Annotated in this window: 27 protein-coding genes; 9 read left to right on the forward strand and 18 right to left on the reverse strand. The window is 64.7% G+C overall.

Annotated elements, in window-relative coordinates:
• Nucleotides 1-121: 121 nt before the first annotated feature.
• Entirely contained in the window at nucleotides 122-3268 is a 3147-nt protein-coding gene (locus JW897_RS00005; protein ID WP_048412704.1) for an efflux RND transporter permease subunit, read from the reverse strand.
• Between the two features lie 19 nt (nucleotides 3269-3287).
• Nucleotides 3288-4478: an efflux RND transporter periplasmic adaptor subunit gene (locus tag JW897_RS00010; RefSeq protein WP_231589197.1), complete on the reverse strand. Its 1191-nt coding sequence runs from the start codon at nucleotides 4476-4478 to the stop codon at nucleotides 3288-3290.
• A 196-nt stretch (nucleotides 4479-4674) separates the two neighbouring features.
• On the opposite strand from JW897_RS00010, the gene JW897_RS00015 reads away from it, so the two are divergent.
• From JW897_RS00015 to murA, 5 genes are all read left to right on the forward strand, one after another.
• Entirely contained in the window at nucleotides 4675-5322 is a 648-nt protein-coding gene (locus tag JW897_RS00015; RefSeq protein ID WP_205464785.1) for a TetR family transcriptional regulator, read from the forward strand.
• 86 nt (nucleotides 5323-5408) lie between these two features.
• Nucleotides 5409-6314 carry an ABC transporter ATP-binding protein gene (locus JW897_RS00020; protein ID WP_205464786.1) on the forward strand — a complete coding sequence of 302 codons (906 nt, stop codon included), beginning with the start codon at nucleotides 5409-5411 and terminating at the stop codon, nucleotides 6312-6314.
• Nucleotides 6311-7066 carry an ABC transporter permease gene (locus JW897_RS00025; protein ID WP_048412702.1) on the forward strand — a complete coding sequence of 252 codons (756 nt, stop codon included), beginning with the start codon at nucleotides 6311-6313 and terminating at the stop codon, nucleotides 7064-7066. Before JW897_RS00020 ends, JW897_RS00025 begins: the two co-directional genes overlap by 4 nt.
• Before the next feature lie 20 nt (nucleotides 7067-7086).
• Nucleotides 7087-7335 (forward strand): BolA family protein, encoded by a 249-nt coding sequence (locus tag JW897_RS00030; protein WP_048407933.1) that lies wholly within the window; start codon nucleotides 7087-7089, stop codon nucleotides 7333-7335.
• 6 nt (nucleotides 7336-7341) lie between these two features.
• Entirely contained in the window at nucleotides 7342-8595 is a 1254-nt protein-coding gene (murA, locus tag JW897_RS00035) for a UDP-N-acetylglucosamine 1-carboxyvinyltransferase (RefSeq protein ID WP_048412701.1), read from the forward strand.
• A 71-nt stretch (nucleotides 8596-8666) separates the two neighbouring features.
• On the opposite strand, the gene JW897_RS00040 is transcribed toward murA, so the two are convergent.
• The 9 genes from JW897_RS00040 to dapC all read right to left on the reverse strand — a co-directional run bounded on the left by JW897_RS00040 (nucleotide 8667) and on the right by dapC (nucleotide 15437).
• On the reverse strand, nucleotides 8667-9002 hold the full coding sequence (locus JW897_RS00040; protein WP_205464787.1) for a zinc ribbon domain-containing protein YjdM: 336 nt from the start codon (nucleotides 9000-9002) through the stop codon (nucleotides 8667-8669).
• A gap of 72 nt (nucleotides 9003-9074) precedes the next feature.
• Nucleotides 9075-9884: an MlaA family lipoprotein gene (locus tag JW897_RS00045; RefSeq protein WP_048412699.1), complete on the reverse strand. Its 810-nt coding sequence runs from the start codon at nucleotides 9882-9884 to the stop codon at nucleotides 9075-9077.
• Nucleotides 9885-9900: 16 nt separating this feature from the next.
• Nucleotides 9901-10194 carry an STAS domain-containing protein gene (locus JW897_RS00050; RefSeq protein WP_048412698.1) on the reverse strand — a complete coding sequence of 98 codons (294 nt, stop codon included), beginning with the start codon at nucleotides 10192-10194 and terminating at the stop codon, nucleotides 9901-9903.
• A complete protein-coding gene (locus JW897_RS00055; protein ID WP_048412697.1) occupies nucleotides 10194-10823 on the reverse strand; it encodes an MlaC/ttg2D family ABC transporter substrate-binding protein in 630 nt (209 codons plus the stop codon). The genes JW897_RS00050 and JW897_RS00055 overlap by 1 nt, the downstream gene beginning before the upstream one ends.
• An 89-nt stretch (nucleotides 10824-10912) precedes the next feature.
• Complete coding sequence (gene mlaD, locus JW897_RS00060; protein ID WP_048412696.1) at nucleotides 10913-11386, reverse strand: outer membrane lipid asymmetry maintenance protein MlaD; 474 nt, start codon at nucleotides 11384-11386, stop codon at nucleotides 10913-10915.
• Nucleotides 11387-11397: 11 nt separating this feature from the next.
• A complete protein-coding gene (mlaE, locus tag JW897_RS00065) occupies nucleotides 11398-12183 on the reverse strand; it encodes a lipid asymmetry maintenance ABC transporter permease subunit MlaE (RefSeq protein WP_048412695.1) in 786 nt (261 codons plus the stop codon).
• Nucleotides 12176-12994, reverse strand: coding sequence for an ABC transporter ATP-binding protein (locus tag JW897_RS00070; RefSeq protein WP_048412694.1), 819 nt, complete (start codon nucleotides 12992-12994; stop codon nucleotides 12176-12178). Before JW897_RS00070 ends, mlaE begins: the two co-directional genes overlap by 8 nt.
• Nucleotides 12995-13327: 333 nt before the next feature.
• Entirely contained in the window at nucleotides 13328-14149 is an 822-nt protein-coding gene (dapD, locus tag JW897_RS00075) for a 2,3,4,5-tetrahydropyridine-2,6-dicarboxylate N-succinyltransferase (RefSeq protein ID WP_048412777.1), read from the reverse strand.
• Nucleotides 14150-14234: 85 nt separating this feature from the next.
• A complete protein-coding gene (dapC, locus tag JW897_RS00080) occupies nucleotides 14235-15437 on the reverse strand; it encodes a succinyldiaminopimelate transaminase (protein ID WP_048412693.1) in 1203 nt (400 codons plus the stop codon).
• 48 nt (nucleotides 15438-15485) lie between these two features.
• Here dapC and JW897_RS00085 point away from each other — a divergent pair, with 48 nt between their 5' ends.
• Complete coding sequence (locus JW897_RS00085; protein ID WP_205464788.1) at nucleotides 15486-16400, forward strand: DMT family transporter; 915 nt, start codon at nucleotides 15486-15488, stop codon at nucleotides 16398-16400.
• On the forward strand, nucleotides 16397-16972 hold the full coding sequence (locus tag JW897_RS00090) for a GNAT family N-acetyltransferase (protein ID WP_048412691.1): 576 nt from the start codon (nucleotides 16397-16399) through the stop codon (nucleotides 16970-16972). Before JW897_RS00085 ends, JW897_RS00090 begins: the two co-directional genes overlap by 4 nt.
• 13 nt (nucleotides 16973-16985) lie before the next feature.
• Here JW897_RS00090 and JW897_RS00095 read toward each other — a convergent pair whose 3' ends face one another.
• Nucleotides 16986-17207 (reverse strand): SlyX family protein, encoded by a 222-nt coding sequence (locus tag JW897_RS00095; protein WP_048412776.1) that lies wholly within the window; start codon nucleotides 17205-17207, stop codon nucleotides 16986-16988.
• A gap of 10 nt (nucleotides 17208-17217) precedes the next feature.
• Complete coding sequence (locus JW897_RS00100) at nucleotides 17218-18531, reverse strand: Na+/H+ antiporter family protein (protein WP_205464789.1); 1314 nt, start codon at nucleotides 18529-18531, stop codon at nucleotides 17218-17220.
• Between the two features lie 335 nt (nucleotides 18532-18866).
• Here JW897_RS00100 and JW897_RS00105 point away from each other — a divergent pair, with 335 nt between their 5' ends.
• A complete protein-coding gene (locus JW897_RS00105; protein WP_048412689.1) occupies nucleotides 18867-19163 on the forward strand; it encodes a DUF2325 domain-containing protein in 297 nt (98 codons plus the stop codon).
• Nucleotides 19160-19315 (forward strand): hypothetical protein, encoded by a 156-nt coding sequence (locus JW897_RS00110; RefSeq protein WP_161784589.1) that lies wholly within the window; start codon nucleotides 19160-19162, stop codon nucleotides 19313-19315. The genes JW897_RS00105 and JW897_RS00110 overlap by 4 nt, the downstream gene beginning before the upstream one ends.
• Nucleotides 19316-19330: 15 nt before the next feature.
• Here JW897_RS00110 and rlmH read toward each other — a convergent pair whose 3' ends face one another.
• From rlmH to JW897_RS00135, 5 genes are all read right to left on the reverse strand, one after another.
• On the reverse strand, nucleotides 19331-19801 hold the full coding sequence (gene rlmH, locus JW897_RS00115) for a 23S rRNA (pseudouridine(1915)-N(3))-methyltransferase RlmH (protein ID WP_205464790.1): 471 nt from the start codon (nucleotides 19799-19801) through the stop codon (nucleotides 19331-19333).
• A 217-nt stretch (nucleotides 19802-20018) separates the two neighbouring features.
• Entirely contained in the window at nucleotides 20019-20387 is a 369-nt protein-coding gene (rsfS, locus tag JW897_RS00120) for a ribosome silencing factor (RefSeq protein ID WP_019101317.1), read from the reverse strand.
• Nucleotides 20388-20561: 174 nt separating this feature from the next.
• A complete protein-coding gene (nadD, locus tag JW897_RS00125) occupies nucleotides 20562-21200 on the reverse strand; it encodes a nicotinate-nucleotide adenylyltransferase (RefSeq protein ID WP_048412688.1) in 639 nt (212 codons plus the stop codon).
• Nucleotides 21201-21204: 4 nt separating this feature from the next.
• Entirely contained in the window at nucleotides 21205-21783 is a 579-nt protein-coding gene (locus tag JW897_RS00130) for a beta-class carbonic anhydrase (RefSeq protein WP_048412687.1), read from the reverse strand.
• 262 nt (nucleotides 21784-22045) lie between these two features.
• A complete protein-coding gene (locus tag JW897_RS00135) occupies nucleotides 22046-23083 on the reverse strand; it encodes a DUF2804 domain-containing protein (RefSeq protein WP_231589196.1) in 1038 nt (345 codons plus the stop codon).
• Nucleotides 23084-23092: the final 9 nt, after the last annotated feature.

Here is a 23092-nt window from a genome sequence, read left to right on the forward strand (position 1 = left end):
GGCGATGGCCGGGCTTTGAGCCTGGGCGCTGGCGGGCAGCTCCAGTTTGGGGCGGCTGTAGTCGGGGCCGACCGCGCAAGCGGTCAGCGCCAGCGCCACCAATGAGGGAATCAGGGCGCGTTTAAGCATCGGCCTTGTCTCCTGCCTCGGCCGCGGGCTGAGGCTGTTTCGGTTTGCTGAACTTCATGATGAGCATGAAGAACATCGGGATGAAGAAGGTGGCGATGAAGGTGGCGGCCAACATGCCGCCTACTACGCCGGTGCCGATCGAGTGGCGGCTGGCGGAGCCGGCGCCGCTGGAGATGGCCAGCGGCATGCAACCCAGCACGAAGGCCAGCGAAGTCATCACGATGGGGCGGAAGCGCAGCTTGGCGGCGGCGATGGCCGCTTCGACCACGCTCAGGCCTTCTTCTTCCATCTGCTGGACGGCGAACTCCACGATCAGGATCGCGTTCTTGGCCGACAGGCCGATCAGCGTCACCAGCGCCACCTGGAAGTAGACGTCGTTGGCGAGGCCGCGCATCCAGTTGGCCATCAGCGCGCCGAACATGGCGAAGGGCACCGCCATCAGCACGCTGATCGGCAGGCTCCAGCGTTCGTACTGCGCCGCCAGGATCAGGAACACCATGATCATGCCGAAGCCGAACACCACGGCGGACGAGCCGCTGGTGGATTTCTCCTGGAAGGCGGAGCCGGTCCATGCCAGGGTGTAGCCGTCAGGCAAGGTTTCCTTGGCCACGGCTTCCAGCACGTTCAACGCCTCGCCGGAGCTGAAGCCGGGGGCGGGACCGCCCACCAGCTTGGCCGCCGGGAAGATATTGAAGCGCTCCAGGCTTTCCGGACCGGTGGTTTGCTTGATGGTGACCAGCGCCGTCAGCGGGATCATATTGCCGTCCTGCGAACGCACGTAGATGTTGCGCAGGTCTTCAACCCGGGTGCGGAAATCCGCTTCCGATTGCAGCTGCACGCGGAAGGTGCGGCCGAACTTGTTGAAGTCGTTGACGTACAGTGCGCCGAAGGTGCTCTGCATGGTGTCGAACACGGTGTTCACCGGCACGCCCAGGGACTTGGCCTTGGCCCGGTCCAGCTTGACGTAGATCTGCGGCACGCTGGCGGAGAAGGTGGTTTGCACCCCCTTCAGTTCCGGGCGTTTGGCGGCTGCGGCCACCAGTTTCTTGGTGACTTCGCCCAGCTCCACCGAGCTGGCGCCGCCGCGGCTTTGCACATAGGCCTCGAAACCGCCGGTGTTGGACATGCCGGAGATCGGCGGCGGGTTGAAGGCCAGCACGATGCCGTCGGTGATGCCCATCATGCCCTTGGCGAAGGTGTCGCCCACCACCGCCTGCGACGACAGATTGGGCGCCTTGCGCTCATCCCACGGCTTCAGGGTGATGAAGGACACGCCGGCGTTGGTCTTGTTGCCGCCGGTCAGGATGTCGAAGCCGGCGAAGCTCATCACGTCCTGAACCGCCGGGTTCTTGCTGGTCATCGCGTCCAGCTTGGTCATGGTGGCCGAGGTGCGCTGCATCGACGCGCCGTCCGGCAGGAAGGCGGCGGCGATGATGTAGCCCTGGTCCTCGTCCGGCGCCAGGCTGGACGGGATGATGCGGAACAGGCCGACGCAGATGGCGATCAGACCGGCGAACAGCAGGATGCCCACCGCGCTGCGCTTGATCAGGAACACCACGCCGCGGGAATAGCCCTGGGTCAGGCGGTCGAACCAGTTGTTGAACCAGACGAAGAAGCGGGCCGGATGCTGATGGCCTTCCTTCAACAGCAGCGCGCACAGCGCCGGAGTCAGGGTCAGGGCCACCAGGCCGGAAATCGACACCGACACCGCGATGGTGATGGCGAACTGCTTGTACATCTGGCCGGCGATGCCGCCGAGGAAGGCCACCGGGATGAACACCGAGCACAGCACCAGCACGATGGCCACCAGCGCGCCGGACACTTCGTCCATCGCCTTGAAGCTGGCTTGCAGCGGCGACAGCTTTTCCTGCGTCATCAGACGTTCGACGTTTTCCAGCACCACGATGGCGTCGTCCACCACGATGCCGATGGCCAGCACCAGGCCGAACAGCGTCAGGGTGTTGATGGTGAAGCCGAAGGCGTACATGCCGGCGAAGGTGCCGATGATGGAGACGGGCACCGCCAGGCATGGAATCAGGGTTGCGCGCCAGTTCTGCAGGAACAGGAACACCACCAGGAATACCAGCACCATGGCTTCGCCCAGCGTGGAGTACACCTCCTTGATCGACACTTCCACGAACTTGGTGGTGTCGTAGGGGATGGCGTAGTTCAGGCCTTTGGGGAAGCCCACCGCCAGCTTCTGCATCGTCTGTTCCACGGCTTGCGCGGTGGCCAGCTGGTTGGCGCCCGGCGCCAGGAAGATGCCGATCGGGATGGTGGGCCGGCCGTTGTGCGTGCCGGTGAAGTCATAGGACAGGGCGCCCAGCTCCACGCGCGCCACGTCCTTCAGCCGCACGGCGGAACCGTCCGGATTGGAGCGCACGATGATGTTCTCGAACTCTTCCGGTTCGGACAGGCGGCCCTGGGTGGTCACGGTGTAGGTGAAGTCCTGCTTGCCCTTGACCGGCTCCGCGCCCACCTTGCCGGCGGCGAACTGCGCGTTCTGCTCGCGGATGGCGGCGGCCACGTCGCTGGGCGTCAGCTTGAGCTGGGCCAGGCGGTCGGGTTTCAGCCAGACGCGCATCGAGTAGTCCTGGCCGGCGAAGTTGATCACGTCGCCCACGCCCGGCACCCGCTTCAGCTCGTCCACCACGTTCAGCAGCGCGTAGTTGCTGATGAACAGGGTGTCGTAGGTCTTGTCCGGCGAGAACAGCGAAATCACCTGCAGGAAGGCCGAGGACTTCTTGGTCACGTTGACGCCCTGCCGGCGCACTTCTTCCGGCAGCTGCGACAGCACCGACTGCACGCGGTTGTTGACGTTGATGGTGGCCTGGTCGGCGTCGGTGCCGATCTTGAAGGTCACGCTCAGCGACAGCTTGCCGCTGGAGGAACTGGTGGACTGCACGTAGAGCATGTCGTCCACGCCGTTGATCGCCTGTTCCAGCGGCGAGGCGACGGTGTTGGCGATCACCTCGGCGGAGGCGCCCGGGTAGCTCGCGCTCACCGAGATCATCGGCGGCACGATTTCCGGGTACTGCTCAATGGGCAATGCCTTGAGGGCGGCCAGGCCCGCCAGTGTGATCACGATGGAGATCACGCTGGCGAAGATGGGCCGCCTGATGAAAAAGGCGGAAAACATGAATGGTTACCCCTTTGCCTTATTGTTTGGGCGCGGCGGCGGGCGCGCTGGCGTCGGCCTTGAACGGATGCGGTTTCACGTCGGCGCCCGGGCGCAGCTTGATGATGTTGTCCACCACCACTTTGTCGCCGGCTTTCAGGCCGCTTTCCACCAGCACGTTCAGGCCCACGTCCTGAGACACGGTGATCGGACGCGGCTGCACCTTGTTGTCGGCGCCGACGACCCACACCATCTTGCCCTGCTGTGAGGTCAGCACCGCGCGCTGCGGCACGGCGATGGCGTTGCTGCGCTGAGCGCCTTGCAGGATCACGCGCACGAACTGGCCGGGCAGGATGCTGCCGTCCGGGTTGGCGAAGGTGGCCCGCGAGCGGATGGTGCCGGTGCTGGCGTCGACCAGGCTGTCGGTGAAGTTCAGCCGGCCGCTCTTGCCGTAGGTGGAGCCGTCGGTCAGCTTCAGCTGCACATTGAAGTGGCCGTTGGCGGCCAGCTTCAGTTGGCCGGAGTCCTGCATCTTGCGCAAACTCATCATGTCGCTGTCGGACATGCTGAAGTTGACGTAGACCGGGTCCAGCTGGGACACCTTGGTCAGCAGGCTGCCGTCTGCGGTGGTGGACACCAGGCTGCCTTCGGAGCGGGTTTCCTGGCTGGTCATGCCGGAGATCGGCGCGGTGACGCGGGCGTAGCCCAGATTGATCTTGGCCTGCTGCACCTGAGCCTGGGCGGCGGCGACCGAGGCCTTGGCGGCTTCATAAGCGCTGACCGCGTCGTCGCGGTCTTTCTGGCTGACCGCGTTCTCTTTGAACAGCGGGGTGATGCGGTCGTAGTCTTGCTTGGTGCGCACCAATTGAGCCTGCTGCACCTGCAGATTGCCCTGCGCCTGGTCCAGCGTCGCCTTCAACGGCTCCGGATCGATCTGGAACAGCAGGTCGCCCTGTTTCACCGGCTTGCCTTCGGTATAGGCGCGCTTGAGCAGAATGCCGCCCACACGGGCGCGTACTTCCACTTCGCGCGAACCGGCGGCCTGGCCGACGAATTCGAAGGAGACCGGCACATCGGTGGGGGCGATCTCAATCACGCCTACCGGCACCGGCGGCATGGCGCCGGCGTGCTGGTCGTTTTTTTGACCGCAGGCCATCAGGCTGGCGGCCAGGGCGGTGAGCAACAGCCATTGCCCGCCTTTCTGGGCGAAGGTGTTTCCTTGCATCTTCATGGGATGTCCTCAGGAATATGGGGATATGAGTGTTATAAGTAAAAGGTACTGCAGTTTTTCTTTGATAGTGGAAATTGATCGATCTCTAGCCGCGACATTTTACATACATGCGTGTACGTATGTAAAATGCTTCCAGCGACGCATTGTGTTATGGTGCGGGCTTCCGACAGACCCTTTGATCAGCGATACGTTCAACATGGCACGCAAAACCCGGGAAGAAGCCGAACAAACGCGGCATTTGCTGCTGGATACGGCGGAGCAGCTTTTTAGCGAGAAGGGTGTCTCCAAAACGACACTGGCGGACATCGCCAGCGCCGCGGGCTTGACGCGCGGCGCGGTGTATTGGCACTTCCAGAACAAGCTGGACTTGTACCGGGCGATGCTGGACAGGATGAGCGGGCAGTTTGATGACATCTGTGAGCAATTGTTGAGAACGGCACACTCGAGTCCGGCACTGGCCTTGTGGAACCATAGCCACCGGCTGCTGACCATGATAGGGGATAACCCACAGGTTCGTCGTATTTTACTCATTCTGTTTATGCGGAGCGAGCATGTCGGTGAACTGGCCCCCATTCACGACGAGTGTGTTGCGCATATGCAAGAAACTCGCGAGCAATTGACCCTGGTGGTGCAGATGGCGGTGGATGCCGGCCAGACCCTGCCCTACGTGAATCCGGAAACGGTGGCCGAGGTGTTGCAATCGATGCACCACGGCCTGATCAATCGTTGGCTGGCGGACGGCAGCCAGACCAATCTGGGCCAGAATGCCACGCAACTGTTGCAATATGTCTACCGTGGAATATTCCTGCCGGCAGTGATGGAAGAACTCTCCCCTCAAGCGTAGCCCAGCGCTATAATTGACCTTTTTTGTCAAACCATTAGCGCCGTCGGCGGCCCCGGCCGCGCGGCGTTGTCGGTGTTACCTCTCTCATGCCCCAGGCTATTGAAATTCAGGCGGTGAGCAAGCGCTACGGCCAGCTGCAGGCGCTGGACCAGGTCGGCTTCTCCGTCGCCCCCGGCGAATTCTTCGCCCTGCTCGGTCCCAACGGGGCCGGCAAGACCACGCTGATTTCCGCCATGGCCGGCTTGTCGCGGCCGGACAGCGGCTCCATCCGCATCATGGGCCACGACGTGGTCGGCGATTTCCGCGCCGCGCGCAAGGCGCTGGGCGTGGTGCCGCAGGAACTGGTGTTCGATCCCTTCCTGTCGGTGCGCGAAACGCTGCGCTTTCAGTCCGGCTACTTCGGCCTGGGCCGCAACGACGACTGGATCGACGAGTTGCTGTTCAAGCTGGGTCTGGCCGACAAGGCGCACAGCAATATGCGCGCGCTGTCCGGCGGCATGAAGCGCCGGGTGATGGTGGCCCAGGCGCTGGTGCACCGCCCACCGGTCATCGTGCTGGACGAGCCCACCGCAGGCGTGGACGTGGAGCTGCGCCAGAGCCTGTGGGTGTTCGTGCAGGAGCTGAACCGAGCTGGCCACACCATCGTGCTGACCACGCATTATCTGGAAGAGGCCGAGGCCTTGTGCTCGCGCATCGCCATGCTGAAGAAGGGGCGTTTGCTGGCGCTGGAGAACAAGGACAAGCTGCTGGCGCACAGCGCGCGCCGTGAAGTGGCGCTGTTGCTGTCGGGCGATTTGCCGGCGGGCCTGCTGCCGATGAAGCTGCGCGACGAAGACCGCCGCGTGGTGTTGCAGCTGGAACAGCTGGGCCAGCTGGAGTCGGTGCTGGCCGCGCTGCGCGAGGCGGCGGTGGAGGTGCGCGAACTGAACGTGGTGGAGACGGATCTGGAAAGCGTGTTCGTCAAGATGATGAATGGAGGGCCGCAGCCATGACCGGCTTCATGACCCTGTTCAAGAAAGAACTGGTGCGCTTCTGGAAAGTGGCGTTCCAGACCGTGGCCGCGCCGGTGTTGACCGCGCTGATGTATCAGCTGATCTTCGCCCATGTGCTGTCGCGCCATGTCGAGGCCTATCCCGGCATCAGCTACACCGCCTTCCTGATTCCGGGCCTGGCGATGATGTCGATGGCGCAGAACGCCTTCGCCAACAGCTCCAGCAGCCTGATCCAGTCCAAGATCACCGGCAACATCGTGTTCCTGCTGCTGCCGCCGCTGACCGCGCTGGAATTCTTCGGCGCCTATCTGCTGGCCTCCGTGGTGCGCGGCCTGGCCGTCGGCGCCGGGGTCTTGCTGGTCACCGGCTGGTTCGGCCTGCCGCTGCCGGCTCAGCCGCTGTGGGCGCTGGTCTTCGCCGTGCTCGGCTGCGGCGTGCTAGGCGCGCTGGGCATCCTGGCCGGCATCTGGGCGGAAAAGTTCGACCAGCTGGCCGCTTTCCAGAACTTTCTGATCATGCCGCTGACTTTCCTGTCAGGCGTGTTCTATTCGATCAACAGCCTGCCGCCGTTCTGGTACGCCGCGTCCCACCTCAACCCGGTGTTCTACATGATAGACGGCTTCCGCTACGGCTTCTTCGGCCAGGCCGACGTCAGCCCCTGGCTGTCGGCCGGGGTGGTGGGCGGCAGCTTCGCCGTCTTGGCGGGGCTGACGCTCTGGCTGATCAAATCTGGCTATAAACTGCGCCATTGAGCGCACCCACGGGATTTCTCATGATTACTCCGCAACAAGTCAAACAATACATCGAGGCCGGCCTGGCCTGTACTCATCTGGAAGTGGAGGGCGACGGCCACCACTTCTACGCCACCATCGTGTCGGCGGCTTTCGAGGGCAAGCGCCTGATCGACCGCCACCGCCTGGTCAAGGAGGTGATCGCCACCCGCCTGGCCAGCAATGAAATTCACGCTCTGTCCATCGTCAAGGCCGCTACGCCGGACGAATGGCAAAAACTGCAAGGCTGATCCGTCATGGATAAACTGAAAATCATCGGCAACGGTCCGATCAACGGCGAGATCCGCGTTTCCGGCGCCAAGAACGCCGCCCTGCCCATTCTGTGCGCCAGTCTGTTGACCGGCGACACCATGCGCTTCACCAATGTGCCGATGTTGCGCGACATCGCCACCACCCAGAAGCTGCTGCAAGGCATGGGGGTGCGGGTGATGACCGACAATGTGCACGAGATGGAAATCACCGCCGGTCATCTGGACAGCCTGGTGGCGCCGTACGATCTGGTGAAGACCATGCGCGCGTCCATCCTGGTGCTGGGCCCGACGCTGGCGCGCTTCGGCGAGGCCACGGTGTCGCTGCCGGGCGGTTGCGCCATCGGCAGCCGGCCGGTGGACCAGCACATCAAGGGCCTGGTGGCGATGGGGGCCGAGGTCAGCATTGAGCACGGCTACGTCAAGGCCAAGGCCCGCCGCCTGCGCGGCGCGCGCATCATCATGGACATGGTGACCGTGGGCGGCACCGAGAACCTGCTGATGGCGGCGACGCTGGCCGAAGGCACCACGGTGCTGGAAAACGCCGCGCGCGAACCGGAAGTGACCGATCTGGCCAACTGTCTGGTGGCGATGGGCGCCAAGATCAGCGGCATCGGCACCGACCGTCTGGTGATCGAGGGCGTGGAGCGCCTGCACGGCGCCGATTACGCGGTGATGCCGGACCGCATCGAGGCCGGCACCTTCCTGGTGGCCGGCGCGATGACGCGCGGCCATATCGTGCTGCGCAACGCCGCGCCCAAGAGCATGGAGGCGGTGCTGGACAAGCTGGCGGAAACCGGCGCGGTGGTGGAGTGCGGCGACGACTGGATCTCGCTGGACATGAAGCGCCGCCCGCAGGCGGTGAACTTCCGCACCTTGCCCTACCCGGCCTTCCCCACCGACATGCAGGCCCAGCTGATGACGCTGAACTGCGTGGCGGAGGGCGCCGGCGTGGTGACCGAAACCATTTTCGAAAACCGCTTCATGCACGTGCCCGAGCTGAACCGCATGGGCGCCAACATCGAGGTGGAAGGCAATACCGCCATCGTCAAGGGCGTGGAGAAGCTGTCCGGCGCCACGGTGATGGCCACCGATCTGCGCGCGTCGGCCAGCCTGGTAATCGCCGGCCTGGTGGCCGAGGGCGAAACCATCGTCGACCGCATCTACCATCTGGATCGCGGCTACGAGTACATCGAGAAGAAGCTGGGCGCGGTAGGCGCGCTGATCGAACGCGTCAGCTAAGCGCAAGCTTTGCTCCGGCAATGAAAAACGCCACGGCTCAGGCCGTGGCGTTTTGCTTTGCGGCGCGGGTCTTACGCTTTTTTGACGAACTCGGACTTCAAGCTCATCGCGCCGATGCCGTCGATCTTGCAATCGATGTCGTGGTCGCCGTCGACCAGGCGGATGTTCTTCACCTTGGTGCCCACTTTCACCACCAGCGAGGAGCCTTTGACTTTCAGGTCCTTGATCACGGTGACGCTGTCGCCGTCCTGCAGCACATTGCCGTTGGCGTCCTTGATCACGCGGGCCTCTTCGGCGGGGGCGGCCTGCTCGTTCCATTCGTGCGCGCACTCCGGGCAGACATACATCGCGCCATCCTGATAGGTGTATTCGGATTTGCATTGCGGACAGGCTGGCAGATTGCTCATGGCGTTTCCTGTTGAGAAGTGGAAAAGAACGCTGCCGGCGCGTCGGGACGGCCGGCAGCGGAGGGTGCGGGTTTACTGCGCGGCGGAAGCCGCGACCTTGGCGCCGGGGACGGCGGCGGCCGGCGCCGAACTGTCCGGCTTGCCGGCCGGAGAGTCGACCAGCTCGTCGAGATTGAAATTGTCGCTAATCTGGGTCGGGTTGGGCAGGCCCAGCTGCTGCGCGCGCAATTGCATATAGGCGTCGCGGGTGTAGCTGTACGGGTCCAGCGCCGCGGCGCTGAGCATGGTTTCCATGCCCAGGTAGCGGGCGCGGGTGTTCACGCCGTACAGGCCGTAGAAGCCCACCGCTTGCCAGGTGGTGTCGTAGAACATCTTCTCTGGGCCGGGACCGCCCAGCGAGGCGGTCAGGCCGGCGCCGTCGCGCACGGTGGACGGGCCGAAGAAGGGCAGCACCAGATAGTTGCTGTCGTGCCAGCCCCAGGCGGCGAAAGTGTCGCCCAGGGTGTTCTTGTTGTTCTTCAAACCGGCCTGGCTGGCGATGTCGATCAGGCCGAACAGGCCGAAGCCGGTGTTCATCGCCACCCGCATCACGTCGTTCAGCGCTTTCTCCGGCTCGGCGCGCAAGGCGTTGGACAGCGCGCTGTAGACATCCTTGAGGTTGTCGAAGAAATTGCCGACGCCGGTGCGCACCGGCGACGGCGTGATGGCCTTGTAGCCCTCGGCCACCGGTTTGATCAGGTAGCGGTCGGCAGTGTCGTTGACCTGGTACATGGCGCGGTTGTAAGGCTCGAAGCGGTCGTAAGGCACCGTCGGATTGCTGGCGCAGCCGGCCAGGGTCAGCGATAGCGCCAGGCCGGTCAGCGCGGGTTTCAGGGGCGACATAAATCCTCTCCGCATATCAGTCCGCCGCCGGGGCGGACAACAGTTCCGCCAGCGAGTAAAGGTCCAGCAGGGCGCCGAGCCCGCTTGGCCAGTTTTCCAGGGACAGGGCGTGACCGCCGGCGTCGGCGGCGCGGCGCGCGCCGAGCAGCAGGGCCAGCGCGGCGGAATCGGCGCCGGCGATGCCGGACAGATCCAGACGCAAGGGCCCTTCGCCGGCGAGCTTGGCCAGCGGCGCGGCCAAGGCGCCGCAGCTGTCCATGTTCAGCTGGCCGCTGAGCCGCGCCTGGCCGGGGGCGGTGTGCTCCAGCATCAGCCGTTGCCCTTGGCGGCGGGCGCCGCGGCCACCGGCGCGGCGTTCTTGTTCTGCAGCAGCTTGATCAGGCCGTCCACGCCGCTCTTGCGCACTTCTTCATTGAAGGAGTTGCGGTAGACGGTGACCAGGCTGGCGCCTTCCACGCTGACGTTGTAGATCTTCCAGCCTTGCGCGCCCTTGTTCAGCGAGTAGTCCACCGCCACCGGGTTGGCGTTGCCCGGCAGGCTGACCGTGGTTTTCACCGTGGCGTCGCGGTCGCCGTTGCTCATCAGCGGGTTGGGCTTGACGTCGACCTGGGCGGTTTTGAAGCGAGTCATGGTCGCGGAATAGGTGCGCACCAGCAGGGTCTGGAACTGCTGGGTCAGCTGGGCGCGCTGCTCGGCGCTGGCCTGGCGCCAGCCCAGGCCCACGGCCAGGGCGGTCATGCGCGGGAAGTCGAACATCGGCACCGCCACGGCTTCCGCCTGCAGGCGGATTTGCTTGGTGTTCTTGCCGTTGTCTTGTTTCAGCACTTCCAGCACCTGGCGGGAGGCGTCCTTGATCACGTCGGTGGGGGTGTCGCCGGCGGCTTGGGCCGCGGCGGACAAGCCGAACAGCAGACAGCAGAATGCGAGCAGTTTTTTCATCGTTTTTCCAATCGATTGCGAGTGAGCCGGCGGCGCGGGCAGCGCGCCGGCCGGCAGTTTGTTGCGGGGTGCCCCGTCTTTGTGCCGCGCTATTTGTCAGCGCTCTTGTTGCTATCGGTAAAGCCCGTCATGAACTTGCCGATCAATTGTTCCAGCACCATGGCCGAGGAGGTGATGGTGATGGTGCCGCCCGGGGTCAGATTGGTTTCCGAGCCTCCCTGCAGCATGCCGATATATTGTTCGCCCAGCAGGCCGGCGGTCAGGATGGACGCGCTGGCGTCGTCGCTGATCTGATAGGTCTTGTCAATATTCAGAGTCACGCGGGCGCGATAAGTTTTCGGGTTGAGCTGGATGTCGGCCACGCGCCCGATCACCACGCCGGCCTCCTTGACCGGCGCTTTGACCTTCAGTCCGCCGACGTTGTCGAAGTCGGCGTACAGCACATAGGTCTGGTTGGCGCTTTGCGGGACCAGATTGGCCACTTTCAGCGACAGGAAGGCGACGGCGGCGATGCCCAGCGCCACAAAGATGCCTACCCACAAATCAATAGTAGAGCGTTTCATTCGGGTTTTTCCTAGAACATGAAGGCGGTCAGGATGAAATCCAGCGCCAGAATGACCAATGCGGAGGTGACTACGGTCCGGGTGGTGGCGGCGGAAATGCCGCTGGCCGTCGGAGTGGCGTCATAACCTTCGAACACGGCGATCAGGGTGACGGCGACGCCGAAGCACAGGCTCTTGATCAGGCCGTTGACCACGTCGAAATGCAGGTCGACGTTGGCCTGCATCTGCGACCAGAAGGTGCCGACGTCCAGGCCTATCATCACCACGCCCACCAGGTAGCCGCCGAAGATGCCGACCACGTTGAACAGCGCGGCCAGGATGGGCATGGAGATCACGCCGGCCCAGAAGCGGGGCGCCACCACGCGGGCGATCGGGTCGACCGCCATCACGCTCATCGCGTCCAGCTGCTCGGTGGTTTTCATCAGGCCGATTTCGGCGGTCATCGCGCTGCCGGCGCGGCTGGCGAACAAGAGCGCGGCCAGCACCGGACCCAGCTCGCGCAACAGCGCCAGCGCCACCACCGCGCCCAGCGCGTCGGCGGAGCCGAATTTGGCGAGGGTGCTGTAGCCTTGCAGGCCCAGCACCATGCCGACGAAGAGGCCGGACACCAGGATGATGATCAAGGACATCACGCCGGCGAAATAGACCTCGCGTATGGTCAGCTGCGGCCGCAACAGGCTCTGGCCGCTGCCGCGCAGGATGGCCACCAGGAAGCGGCAGGCGAAGCCCAGTCGCCAGACGGCGTTGATGGTGAGGTGGCCGAGCTTGCGCAAGGGCGCGGCGATCAAATCAAGCATGGCGGCCTCCGTTGAGTCCCAGGTCGTCGGCGAGCGAGCGCTCCGCCGGGTAGGCGTAGTGCACCGGGCCGTCGGCCTCGCCCCAGATGAACTGGTGCACCCATGGCGAATCCGAATTGCGCACCTGGTCCGGCGTGCCCTGGGCGACGATCTCGCCGCCGGCGACGAAGAGCACGTGGTCGACGATCTCCAGCGATTTGTGCACGTCGTGGGTGACCATCACCGCGGTGGTGCCCAGCGCGTGGTTGAGCTTCTTGATCAGGTGGGCGATCACGCCCAGCGAGATCGGGTCCAGGCCGGTGAAGGGCTCGTCGTAGAGCATCAGTTGCGGGTCCAACGCGATGGCGCGCGCCAGCGCCACCCGGCGCGCCATGCCGCCGGACAGTTCCGCCGGCATCAGCTGCTGGGTGCCGCGCAGGCCGACGGACTCCAGCTTCATGGTCACCAGGTCGCGGATCATGCTGTCCGGCAGCTTGGTGTGCTCGCGAATGGGGAAGGCGACGTTGTCGAACACCGACAGGTCGGTGAACAGCGCGCCGAACTGGAACAGCATGCCCATGCGGCGGCGGTGTTGATAAAGTTCGGCGGCGCTCATCTTGGCGACGCTCTTGCCGTCAACCAGCACTTCGCCGGCCTGCGGGCGGTTCTGGCCGGAGATCAGCCGCAGCAGCGTGGTTTTGCCGCTGCCGCTGCCGCCCATGACGGCCACCAGCTTGCCGCGCGGAATGGCGAGGTTGAGGTTTTTCAGAATGGGCCGCTCGCCATAGGCGAAGCTGACGTTCCTGAACTCGATGAAATTGTCAGAAGACACAAAGTTTCCAGATAGCATGCGTGAAGCCGCGGACGGCCTCGGTTGAAACGGCGGACCCGGAGCGGTGCGATGGCGGGCCGTTCAGGCAAAGCGGCTCTTGAAGCCTGTCACCCAAGCTTTGCCTTGGATGAGCGGTTCTTGGAGAGCGGCCGCTTTTTTGCCGATTCTTTTCGAACTGGAGATTTTATAGACTTGTCGTGAACTAGCCAAATTTCAACGGTGTTCGCGATGCAAATATGCTGCATTGCAATGCGGCCGGCGGCGCGGAGGAGGCGGGGAGAGGCGGACAGCGGGCGTGCCGACTGTCCGCCCGAGCCGGCGGACGAAAGGGGCTTACACGCCGCGCAGCAGTTCGTTGATGCTGGTCTTGCTGCGAGTCTGAGCGTCCACTTTCTTAACGATCACCGCGCAGTACAGGCTGTGGCTGCCGTCCTTGCTCGGCAGGTTGCCGGACACCACCACCGAGCCGGGCGGCACGCGGCCGTAGCTGATCTCGCCGGTTTCGCGGTCGTAGATCTTGGTGGACTGGCCGATGTAGACGCCCATGGAGATCACCGAGCCTTCGCCGACGATCACGCCTTCGACGATTTCCGAACGCGCGCCGATGAAGCAGTTGTCCTCGATGATGGTGGGGTTGGCCTGCAGCGGCTCCAGCACGCCGCCGATGCCGACGCCGCCGGACAAGTGCACGTTCTTGCCGATCTGGGCGCAGGAGCCGACGGTGGCCCAGGTGTCCACCATCGCGCCTTCGTCGACGTAGGCGCCGATATTGACGTAGGACGGCATCAGCACGGTGTTCTTGGCAATGAAGCTGCCCTTGCGCGCCACCGCGCCCGGCACCACGCGGAAACCGGCTTCCTGGAAGCGGGCCGGGTTCCAGTCGGCGAACTTGGTGTCCACTTTGTCGAAGTAGCGGTTGACGCCGTCGTCGGAAAGCTCATTGTCGCGGATGCGGAAGGACAGCAGCACCGCTTTCTTCACCCATTGGTTCACCACCCAGTCCGCGCCCTGTTTTTCCGCCACGCGCAGGCGGCCGGCGTCCAGCTCGGCGATCACCTGGCCGATGGCGGCCTTGAGCTCGGCGGAAACGGTGGCCGGGGTGATGTCGGCGCGTTGTTCGAAGGCTTCTTCGATCAGGGTCTGGATCGGATGCATGGTGTTCAGTCCTTTGGCAATGTGGATGGAAGTGGTCATTCAATTCGCTTTCAGGCGGCCGCGCCGGAGGCGGGGCCGCGGGGATTCATGGGGTCTGGCGTTGCCGGCGTTCGGCGAAGGCGACGATGCGCTCGACGCCGGCCACGCATTCTTCCAGCGTGGCCACCAGCGCGACGCGGACATAGCCGGCGCCGGGATTGACGCCGTGGGCGTCGCGCGCCAGGTAGCTGCCCGGCAGCACGGTGACGTGTTCCTCGGCGAACAGCGCCTTGGCGAAGTCTACATCATTCCCGTCCGGCACCTTGGCCCACAGGTAGAAGCTGGCGTCCGGGCGCCGCACCTCCAGCCCCATCGCCAGCCGCGGGGTGACCGCGTCGAACTTGGCGATGTATTGGGCCCGGTTGGACTCGACGTGGTCCTCGTCGTTCCAGGCCGCCACGCTGGCCGCCTGTATCGCCAGGCTCATCGCGCTGCCGTGGTAGGTGCGGTAGAGCAGGAACTTGGCCAGCAGCGCGGCGTCGCCGGCGACGAAGCCCGAGCGCATGCCGGGCACATTGGAGCGCTTGGACAGGCTGGTGAACATCGCCAGCCGCTCGAAGCCGCGGCCCAGCTTGCGCGCCGCCTCCAGCCCGCCCAGCGGCGGCCGGCCGAAGTGGATTTCGGAATAGCATTCGTCGCTGGCGATGACGAAGCCGTAGCGCTCGGACAGCTGGAACAGCGTCTCCCAGTCCGCCAGCGACATCACCGCACCGGTGGGGTTGCCGGGGCTGCACACGATCACCAGCTGGGTGCGTTGCCACACCGCTTCCGGCACCTGGCTCCAGTCCGGCTGGAAGCGCTGTTCGGCCAGACAGTTGACATAGTAGGGTTCGGCGCCGGCCAACAGTGCCGCGCCTTCGTAAATCTGGTAAAAAGGGTTGGGGGATATCACGATGGGCGTCTGCCCGGCGCTGGCGTCGATCACCGTCTGCACAAAAGCAAACAAGGCTTCACGGCTGCCGTTGACCGGCAGTATCTCGCTTTGCGCATCCAGTTCCAGATCATAGCGCCGTCGCATCCAGCCGGCGCAGGCTTGGCGCAGCGCCTCGCTGCCCAGCGTGGCCGGGTATTGCGACAGCCCGCCTAGGTTGTCGATCAGAGCCTGTTCGACCAGCTCCGGGGTTGGATGTTTGGGTTCGCCTATCGACAGATTGATGTGCGTTTTGTCCGCCGGCGGCGTCAGGCCGGCAAGCAGCGCGCGCAGGCGCTGGAAGGGATAGGGCTGCAATTGGGCCAGGCGGGGGTTCACGGTGTCTCCAAAGCGGGCGCAAGCAAACGAATATCTTAAGAACAAGCGATGACACCTGTAAAACAAAAATTTCTCGCCGTCTGCGGCATTCTCACCACCGCTCTGGTCTGGGGCTTGATGTGGTACCCGTTTCGCAGCCTCAATCAAAGCGGCGTCAGCGTGGCGATGACCTCGCTGGTGGTCTATCTGGTGGCCATCACTCTGGGCGTGATCACCTTTTTCGACGTCTACTGCCGCCAGTTCCGGCTGCAGCCGGTGTTGCTGGTGCTGACCGCGGTGTTCGGCTGGTGCAACTACAGCTATACCTGGGCGGTGTCCGAGGGCCAGGTGATGCGGGTCTTGCTGCTGTTCTACCTGTCGCCGCTGTGGACGGTGTTCCTGTCGCGCTTGATCCTGAAGGAGCGGCTGACCCGCAGCGGCTGGCTGGTGGTGGCCTTGTCGCTGCTCGGCTGCTTCATCTTCATCTACCGGCCGGGCCTGTTCGCCGGCGAGCTGCCGCTCAGCCATCGTTACGAGTGGCTGGCCCTGTCCGGCGGCATGGCCTTCGCGCTGGGCAATGTGCTTAGCCGCGGCGCCCAGTCCATCCCGGTGCCGGTCAAGTCGGCGTCGATCTGGTTCGGCGTGGCGTCCATCGGCGCGATCAAGCTGGCGCTGGCCGGGCAATTGGGCGGCATTCTGCAGATTCCGCCGCAAAGCTGGCTGGTGCTGGGCATTTTGGGCGTCACCCTGTTATGCACCAGCGTGATCTCGCAGCACGGCGTGTCCATTCTGCCGGCGACGCAAACGATGACGCTGATGTTGATGGAGCTGTTGTTCGCGGCGGCATCGGCTTATTTATTGGCCGGCGAGGCGATGACGTCGCGCGAATGGCTGGGCGGCGCCCTGATCGCCAGCGCCAGCCTGTTGTCCGGCCGCATGAGCGGCAAGCCGGTGACGGCGCAATTGAAACAGGAGGCAGCATGATTACGATCCGAGCGATGAACGACAGCGATTTCGAACGCTTCTGGCCGGTGTTCCAGGCGGTGGTGGCTGCCCGGGAGACCTATGCCTTCGATCCGGAGCTGACGCGGGAACAGGCGCGCGAGTTGTGGCTGCGGCTGCCCTTGCACACCCTGGTGGCGGAGGAGGACGGCGCGCTGCTGGGCTCGTATTTTCTCAAGCCCAACGCCGCCGGTCCGGGCGGCCATGTCTGCAATTGCGGCTATATGGTGGCCGAGGCGGCGCGCGGCAAGGGCGTGGCGCGGCTGATGTGCGAGCACTCGCAGCAATTGGCGCGGGACAGCGGCTTCCTGGCGATGCAGTTCAACTCGGTGGTGGCCAGCAACGAGGTGGCGGTGGCCTTGTGGAGCAAGCTGGGGTTCGAGCCGGTGGGCCGTTTGCCGCGCGCTTACCGCCACGCGCGGCTGGGCCTGGTGGACTGCCTGGTGATGTACAAATGGCTGGGCGACGCCGCGCCGGAGATGCCGGAGCCGGCGCCGCTGATCGGCCGCAAGAATATCGAGGCGACGGTGTCGCGGCGCAGAGGCCACCGCTAAGCCGTCGTCGGCATCAATAATGCGGCGGAATCTCGTCGCGCGGGCTGAGGCCGGACGCGGCGTCGTCCGGCTGGGCTTGACGGAATTGCTGGTAGAGCAGACGCATTTGCTGTTGCAGCAGCTCCATGTCTTTTTGCTGGCGCGCCACGGTGGCGTTCAGCGCGTCCAAGAGTTCGTCCTGGAAGGCGAGCTTCACTTCCATTTCGGCCAGGCGGGCATCGATTTGATCATCCATGCCGGCCATTCTACAACACCATCGCCGCAATCCAGCCGGCCGCCAGCACCGGCAGGTTGTAGTGCAGGAAGGTGGGCAGCACGGTGTCGCGGATATGGTCGTGCTGGCCGTCCACGTTCAGGCCCGAAGTCGGCCCCAGCGTGGAGTCCGACGCCGGCGAGCCGGCGTCGCCCAGCGCGCCGGCGGTGCCGATGATGGCCACGGTGGCCAGCGGCGAAAAGCCCAGGTGCATGCACAGCGGCACGTAGATGGCGGTGAGGATGGGCACGGTGGAGAAGGACGAGCCTATGCCCAGGGTCACCACCAGGCCCACCAGCAGCATGGCGAAGGCGGCCACGCCCTGGTTGCCGGCGAACAGGCCGGCGCTGGCGGTCACCAGAGCGCCCACCTGGCCGGTGGCCTTCAGCACCTCGGCGAAGCCTTGGGCGGTGATCATGGTGAAGCCTATCATCGCCATCATCTTCATGCCCTCGTTGAACAGACCGTCCGCGTCCTTCCATTTCACCACGCCGGTGGCGAGGAACAGCAGAAAGCCCGCTAGCGCGCCCATGATCATCGAATCGGTGTACAGCTGCACCGCGAAGGCCAGCGCGATCGCCAGCAGCGCGGTGGCCAGCGATTTGCGGCTGACCTTGGCGCGGGTGCGCTCGGCGTTTTCTATCTTGCCCAAGACGTACTGGCGCGGCTTGCGGTAGCTGACCAGCACCGCCCACAACAGGCCGGCCACCATGCCCAGCGCCGGGATCGCCATCGCGTGCATCACATTGAGGCCGCGCACGTCCATGCCGGATTTGGCGATGTTGCCGAGCAGGATCTGTTTCAGAAAGATGTCGCCGAAGCCCACCGGAAACACCATATAGGGCGTGACCAGGCCGAAGGTGATCACGCAGGCGACCAGGCGGCGGTCCAGATGCAGCCGCGCCATCACATAAAGCAGCGGCGGCACCAGCAAGGGGATGAAGGCGATGTGGATGGGCACCAGGTTCTGGCTGGCGACGCTGACCGCGGCCAGCAGCAGGATCAACGCCCATTTCAGCCGGCTCTGGCCGCTGTCGCGTTCCAGCCGCTTGACCGCCAGATCCGCCATCGCGTGCGGCAGGCCGGATTTGGCGATGGCCAGCGCGAAGGCTCCCAGCAGGGCGTAGGACAGGGCCACCGAGGCGCCGCCGGTGATGCCGTTGTTGAAGGCTTCCAGCGTGCGGGACAGGGACAGACCGCCGCAGAGGCCGCCGATCAAGGCGCCGAGCAGCAGGCTGATGACGACGTGGGTGCGCAACAGCGCCAGCCCGAGCATGACGATGACGGCCAGAAGAACTGCGTTCATTTGTATATACAGATCAATAGGTTGGACGAAGACGCCGAGGGCGCGCAGCGTAGCGGGTTTCGGTTTTTCTGTCGATAGTTTTGCTTGGAACGCGGCACGAAGCGGCGCGGCAGGGAGCCGACCGCGGCGGCGGAAGCGGGATCTTGCTTTGCTTTGCGATTTCAAAGACTTGCCGGCTTGACGCCGCGGAAGCGGGCGCGCCGGGGCCGTTGCGGCATTTATATACTTGTTGGAAATAAAAAACTAATTTTATATATCTTTACTGTGTTATTACGCCGGCTTAGAGTGAGGGAATGTCGAGGCGCGTCCCGCGCCGCGCAGAGAGGAGGTGGCCGATGAACGCCCTGTTGATAGGCGCGGACAGCTTGGGGAACATTCCGGCGGTTCTGCAAAGCTACGATATCCGGATCGCCCGCCACATCTGCGGGCGCAACGTCGCGCATCAGCGCAGGGCGCCGCTGCCGGGCAAGCCGGATCTGCTGATCCTGCTCACCGATTTTCTGGGACACAATGTGATGCGCAATTACCGGGACCGCGCCCACGCGCTGGGCATCCCGGTGGTGGCCTGCCGCCGTTCCGCCACCGCGGTGGAGCGGCGTTTGCAACATGAAGGCTGGAGGAAGCTGCCATGATTTTTTCGGGCAATGAGAATTGGTTGGGCAGCTTGGCGCGCGCCGAGGATTCGGCGCTGCCCTTGCGCGACGACACGGTGGCGGTGGAGTGGGCCAGGCTGGCGCCGCAGCCCTTGCCGCAGGCGGCGGCGCAGCCGTCGCAGCCGGCGTGATCCGCCGGCGTCCGTCTATTCGCGGTGGTAGGGGTGGTTGTTGAGGATAGAGTAGGCGCGGTAGATCTGCTCGGCCAGCATCACCCGCACCATGCCGTGGGGCAGGGTCATCGCCGACAGCTGCAGCAGCACGTCGGCGCGTTGCTTCAATTCCGCGGCCAGGCCGTCGGCGCCGCCGATGATGAAGGCCACGTCGTCGCCGCCGGCCATCCATTCCTTCAGGCCTTCCGCCAGTCGCACCGAAGTCCAGTTCTTGCCGCGCTCGTCCATCACCACCAGCCGCGCGCGCGGCGGAATGGCGGCGAGCAGCCGCTCGTGCTCGGCGGCAATGCCTTTTTCGGCGGTGACGCCGCCGCCGCGTTTCTCCGGTTTGATTTCCTTCAGTTCCAGCGTGATGTCGCGGCCGAAGCGCTTAGAGTAATCGCCGTAGGCCTCGTCGACCCAGCGCGGCATCTTGGTGCCGACGGCGAGAATAGTGATTTTCATCGTGAATGAGCCAGGGAATAAACGCAAACGGGGACTTGCGTCCCCGTTTCGATGAGCGGCTTAGAACCTGTTTACGATCTGCCACGCGTCGGCGATACGGCGTTGAAACCGTCCTCGAAATGCTCATGCACCACTTGTACATTCCGCTTTCTCAGCCGTTTTCGCCTTGTCCCGCTCTTGCTCGCGAGATCGTAAACACGTTCTTAGCGCAGCCGGATCAGGTCGCCGACCACGGACGGCCGCCGGCCGGCAGGAAGCTGGGCTTCTGGCCGCCCCACAGCGCTTCGATGTCGTAGTAGTCGCGCACCGCGGGCAGCATCACGTGCACCACCACGTCGCCCGCGTCCACCAGCACCCATTCGCCGCTTTCGTGGCCTTCGCTGCCGACGATGTCCACGCCGGCTTCCTTCAGCTTGACGTGCACGCTGTTGGCCAGCGCCTTGACCTGGCGGTTGGAGTCGCCGGTGGCCACGATCATGCATTGGAACAGCGAGGTCAGCTTGCTGGTGTCCAGTTCGATGATGTCTTTGCCCTTGACGTCTTCCAGGGCTTCGATCGCCAGCTTGGCAATGTCTTGCACTTCCATAATGTCCTTTTCCTATGCGGGGTCCGCGGCGGCCGGGGCCGACGCAAAGCTGCCGCAAAATGGCGGGCGGAGCCGGCGCGCGCAGCGCGGCGGCAGGCCTGCCGTATTGCTTTTAAAGTGAATCGCTGCCGGCCGACTGCGGGCGGCCTGGCGGAAAGTGGCCGGACACGGCGGCTACACTGTCTGGTATAGCCGGTGTTGGCGGATATAGGCCAGCACCGCGGGCGGCAGCACATCGTCCACCGCGTCGCCGCGCGCCAGGCGCTGGCGGATGTCGGTGGCCGCGATGTCCACCGGCGGCAAGGCCAAGGGGCGGATTGTACCGGATGCGGTTCGATTTGAAAAATCAGAGACTTGCCGGGCGCGCCATAAGGCTTGCACCGGCGCCGGCAGCGAGGCCGGATCGAAGCCGGGGCGCAAGGCCACGGCCAGGTTGGCGAAACGCAACAGTTCGTCCCAGCGCTTCCAGGTATGCAGCCCGGCCAGCGAGTCGCCGCCGATCAAAAACCACAGTTCGGCGTCCGCGCCCAGTTCTGCGCGCAGCTCTTCCAGGGTGTCTATGGTGTAGGCGGCGCCGGGGCGGCGCACTTCGCGTTCGTCCACCGTCAGCAGCGGCCGATCCGCCGCCGCCAGCTTCGCCATGGCCAGCCGTTGCGCCGGCGCGGCGTGCGGGCCCTGGCTGCGGTGATAGGGCCGGCCGGCCGGAATCAGCCTGACCTGGTCCAGCGCCAGCTCCGCGGCGAAGGCGTCGGCCATGCGCAGGTGGGCGTTGTGGATGGGGTCGAAGGTGCCGCCGAACAGGCCCAGGCGCAAGGGCTTACTCCAGCGCGTCGTCGTTCTGGTAGCCGTCGACGATGACTTCCAGCCGGCCGGTGGACGGATGGATCACCATGCCGTGCACCGGCACGTCCTTGGGCATCAGCGGGTGGTTGCGGATGGTGTGCACGGTGTGGCGCACGCTGTCGGACACGTTGTCGAAGCCCTTCAGCCAGCCGTCCAGATCGATGCCGGCGGCGCGCAAGGTGGCGATGGTGTCTTCCGACACGCCGCGTTCCATCGCGTGGTCCAGCACGCGCTGCGGATCGACCGCGCGCATGCCGCAGTCGCGGTGGGCGACCACGCAGATTTCGTCGGCGCGCAGTTCGTACACCGCCATGATCAGGCTGCGCATCACCGAACCCCACGGGTGGGTGATCAGCGCGCCGGCGTTCTTGATCAGCTTGGCGTCGCCGTTCTTCAGGCCCATGGCCTTGGGCAGCAGTTCCACCAGCCGCGCGTCCATACAGGCCAGCACGGCCAGGCCCTTGCCGGGGAATTTGTCGGTCTTGAATTGCTCGTATTCGCGGTTTTCCACGAAGTGGCGATTGTGTTCGAGCAGAGCGCTTAATCTATCCATGATGGCAATCTCCTACTGAGAGTCTGTTCATCAGCGTTCTGACGCGGCGGCGGCAAAAGGATCATGGACAGGCTCTGGACGGTTTGTCAGGTTTGGGCGTTTAGAGAGAATACTCGGTTGCGGGCGCATCCTACCACTGTTGTTCCCGCCGGTCTTGTGTTTTCGCAAAACGGGGATTTCCCTGGCTACAGCAGGGAATTGCGATGAACTTCAGACAATGGCGGCGAATGGTCGTTGGCTTGCGACATCGAGCGGGCTACGTTCACCAACGCGACAGATGGTCCTCGGTCACGCCCAGCAAATCGCTGACCACATGGTCGGCGCCGCCGTCCGGGTCGCGAATCCGGCCGTTGAAACGGCCGATGGGCTGTACGTAGCGGCTGGCGGCGATCAGCAGATTCTTGTCTTCGCGCCGCGCGCCTTCCGGCGCGAAGCTCAGGTCCAGCAGGCCGTTGTCGCTGCGCATGCGCCAGCCCTGCAGCGGATCGTCCGGCTGGTAGTCGAAGCTGACCGGCCCCAGCCGGATCAGCTTGCCGCGCAGCCAGGCGGCGTTTTCGGTATCGCCCATATAGCCTTGCTGCAGATTGAAGCCCAGTTCCAGCGAATGCGCGCTGGCCCAGCGCCAGCGGGTTTCCCTCGCCAGCAGGCCGTTGGAGTAGTCCAGCGCCGCCACCGCGCCGTCCAGCGAATAGCGCCGGTCCTGGCAGTCGGCGAAGCCGCTGATCCGGAGGCCGCCGCTCTTATGGGTGGAGTGGGCCAGCCAGTTGGCCGGCGCGATCACCGCCAGCACCGGCGGCATGTCCGTCAACTGGATATGCGCGGCCACTTTCAACTGCGGCGAGTCCACCGCCAGTTCCAGCCGCTCGCCGTCGCGGCGGAAACTCAGCCGGCAGCGGCCGGCCTGGAAGGAGGCGTCGCCGAAGGCGCGGTCCTCTATCCGGGTGGACAGGCCGGGCAGGCCGTTGGCGCTGGCGGCGGCGATGACTTCGCCGCTCTTGCGGTCGAACAGATAGGCGAAAGCGGTGCCGGTCCAGCCGACGTCGACAATGGCGACGCCGATGAAAAAGGCCGGGTGGGCGATGGCCGCGTACTGCCAGCGCTTGTGATGCAGCCGGCGCGTCAGCCGTTGATAGGGCGTGGTTTTCAGCGCGCGCCAGTCCAGCCGGTCGATGATGCCCTGATATACGCCGAAGGCGGGGATGCCGCGTTCGTGCACCAACTGCCTGGGGGCGGGCGGGAGGAGGGTGGAGGCCATGGCGGTGCTGGGCCGGGTCGGCGCCGCGGCTGAAAATAGGTTCATGGCCTTGAG

This window comes from Chromobacterium alkanivorans (assembly GCF_016937655.1).
In the GTDB taxonomy this organism is placed as follows: domain Bacteria; phylum Pseudomonadota; class Gammaproteobacteria; order Burkholderiales; family Chromobacteriaceae; genus Chromobacterium; species Chromobacterium alkanivorans.